The following is a 2,727-nucleotide window of genomic DNA, read 5'->3' on the forward strand; positions in this document are numbered from 1 at the left end:
TTCTCCCGCTTATCCAGTGGCGTTGAACGTGTTTCCTTTCACGTAGCGTAGCCAACGCCTCGGTCAGTAGTCGTCGTCCCGACTCATGTCGTCCATTGTGTCGTCCATGTCTTCACCGGCGTCTTCGACGGCATCTCCGGCTTCATCGACGGTGTCATCGATGCTCTCGCCAGCGTCCTCGGCCGGACCGCCGCTGTTGCAGCCGGCCAGTGCGACGAGCATCAGACTCAGGATCAGGGCGGCGCCCATCGCTTTTATGAGCTTCATCATTGCCTACCTCCAAGTTGTGACTGCTTCCCGACCTGGAAGCACCTATGCCGCTAGCACGACGCTACGGCGCTCCCATCCCCCTGTCTGTTTGACACCGAACATAGCCCGATTGGTGCGACGCCGTACCGACGGGCCATCCGGCTGCGCGTACGGTCGTAGGTGGATCAACGGGGTCACGCAGTGCAGCATCGGACCCGTCCACACAGAAAAGGGCAAGCTCATGAATCAAATTATTTGGATCGTCGGCGCCATCGTGATTGTGCTGTTTATCCTTGGGTTTCTCGGGCTTCGGTAGGGGGCGATTCATACGCACCTCCCGGGGATTCCCTTGCGATTTCCTTGCCATGCTTAATCACGTAGAGGAGGTGTCGCCTCGTTCCGCTCGCTCAAAGGGGACGAGGTGACGCCGATCCTCGTCCCATAGCGCAAGCCGCGCATACCGGAGGCTTTGGCGCAGTGTGACCCGGTTGATGCACTCAAGCTCCGGGTAATCCTCCAGGACCTCCGGCAGTCGGTAGAACGGGATACGGCTGGCGAGATGGTGGACGTGATGCACACCGATATTCGCGGTGATCCAGCGCAGGGGCGCGGGTAGGTCGTAGTAGGAGCTCCCATGAAGCGCCATTTCGTGGAAGGCCCACTCGTCGTCGCGGGCCCAGCGTGTGTCCTCAAATTGGTGCTGGATATAGAACAGCCAAACCCCGATCGTCCCGGCCAGGAGCGTGATAGGGATTTGGACGATTAGAAAATCTGCCACCCCGACCCAAGCGATCACGACGGCGGCAACAAGCACGATGGCCGCGTTGGTGCCCATGGTGCTCACCCAGGGCATCCATCCTGCGCGCATAAAACCCACCGGCACGCGGTTGTAGAGGAGGAATAGGTAGGCCGGCCCCAGTCCGAACAGGACCAGCGGGTGCCGATACAGCCGGTAGCGTAGGCGGCTCGCCCGCGGCAGGGCCTGGTAATCGCGCACACTCAGGGTGTCGATATTACCTACCGGCGCGCGATCGAGATTCCCAGAGCGCGCGTGATGCTGGGCATGCGTGTAGCGCCAGAAGTCGTAGGGTGTCAGCGTCAATACGCCGATGGCCCGTCCCACCCAGTCGTTGGCGCGGCGCGAAGGGAAGAACGCCCTGTGCCCGCAGTCGTGCTGGATCATGAACAAGCGCACAAGGAACCCGGCGGCGGGAATGACCAGCAGCAGACCCAGCCAGTAGCCGGCGCTTACGCTCGCCCAGGCTAGGAACCAGAAAAGGCCGAAGGGGATGACCGTGATGGCCAGTTCAAAGATGCTGCGGCCCAGGCGCGGCCCACGATAGGCGGCCAGTGCGCGCTGTAGGGCTCGCGGGTCCGGGGTGGTTTCTAGGTCGGGTGCTTCTTGATTCATAACTAGCCTCCGGGAGGGGTCCGCCACGACGCCCCCGGGGGGGGATTCCATCGCCGACTGGATACCCACTGATGGGAGTCGCCAGTGGAGATTGTGGCTCCGTCTGCGCCTGCCGTATGTTCGGTGGCGCACCCTGGGCGCAGCATGTTGCCGCAGCCTCGCGGAGGCGCGCGCCAACCGGTCACGAAGCCATCACCCACTCAGCTCGCTCTGCAGGGATCCAGCTACACTGGTCACGGAGAGTCGAAGATGATCGGTGGAAAGAGCTTCACGTATGCAGTGTTCCCCTAGAGCCAATCAGCTTCTGGCCCTGCTGCCGGATCGAGACTATCGGAACCTCCTTCCCAGCTTGGAACAGGTCCCGCTCTCCTTGGGGCAGGTGGTCTATGAACCCGGCACCCGGCTGGATTACGTCTACTTTCCCGTTGACGCCATCGTCTCCCTGCTCTACGTCACCGAGGAGGGTGACTCGGCGGAAATCGCAGTGGTGGGCAGAGACGGCGTGGTTGGGGTCGCCCTGTTTATGGGGGGAGAGAGCACCTCCAGTCGGGCGGTGGTGCAAAGCGCCGGCTATGCCTACCGGCTTAGCGCCCGGCGCCTCAGGGAGGAGTTCTTCCGTGTGGGCGGGCGTCGCCGGGGAGTAGTGCACGATCTGCTGCTGCGTTACGCCCAGTCATTGCTAACCCAGATGGCCCAGACGGCGGTCTGTAACCGCCACCATACTCTGGATCAGCAGCTGTGCCGTTGGTTGCTACTATCCCTGGACCGGGTGCCAACCTCCGATCTCCGTATGACTCAGGAGCTAATCGCCAACATGCTTGGGGTCCGGCGCGAAGGGGTCACGGGGGCGGCCGGCAGATTGCAAAGGGACGGCCTCATCCGATACCACCGCGGGCATATCACGATCCTCGACCGTGACGGCTTGGAAGCCCGCAGTTGCGAATGCTACGCCGTGGTCAAGCGCGAAAGTGATCGGCTCCTTGCAGAACCCCCAAGGTGGCGCTCCTCGAAGGGCTAAAAGGTACGCCGACGCACAGAGAAGACGCCTTGTCCTGAGGCAGCATGAG

Annotated in this window: 3 protein-coding genes; 1 reads left to right on the top strand and 2 read right to left on the bottom strand. The window is 62.3% G+C overall.

Annotated features, from left to right (window positions below; translation table 11 throughout):
• Positions 1-63: 63 nt before the first annotated feature.
• Positions 64-267 (bottom strand): hypothetical protein, encoded by a 204-nt coding sequence (locus LRA98_RS12660; RefSeq protein WP_443134953.1) that lies wholly within the window; start codon positions 265-267, stop codon positions 64-66.
• Between the two features lie 355 nt (positions 268-622).
• The gene (locus LRA98_RS12665) at positions 623-1,660 is read right to left on the bottom strand and encodes a fatty acid desaturase (protein ID WP_238634251.1); all 1,038 of its coding nucleotides are present in this window, start codon (positions 1,658-1,660) and stop codon (positions 623-625) included.
• Positions 1,661-1,934: 274 nt separating this feature from the next.
• Between LRA98_RS12665 and LRA98_RS12670 the strand changes: the two genes are divergently transcribed.
• Positions 1,935-2,678 carry a Crp/Fnr family transcriptional regulator gene (locus tag LRA98_RS12670; RefSeq protein ID WP_238634250.1) on the top strand — a complete coding sequence of 248 codons (744 nt, stop codon included), beginning with the start codon at positions 1,935-1,937 and terminating at the stop codon, positions 2,676-2,678.
• Positions 2,679-2,727: the final 49 nt, after the last annotated feature.

The organism is Halorhodospira sp. M38 (assembly GCF_022227985.1).
GTDB lineage: Bacteria > Pseudomonadota > Gammaproteobacteria > Nitrococcales > Halorhodospiraceae > Halorhodospira > Halorhodospira halophila_A.

Bases quoted from the DNA above. Each gene is read 5' to 3' on its own strand.
- LRA98_RS12670 (WP_238634250.1), top strand. From the start codon at position 1,935: ATGCAGTGTTCCCCTAGAGCCAATCAGCTTCTGGCCCTGCTGCCGGAT.
- LRA98_RS12660 (WP_443134953.1), bottom strand. From the start codon at position 267: ATGAAGCTCATAAAAGCGATGGGCGCCGCCCTGATCCTGAGTCTGATG.
- LRA98_RS12665 (WP_238634251.1), bottom strand. From the start codon at position 1,660: ATGAATCAAGAAGCACCCGACCTAGAAACCACCCCGGACCCGCGAGCC.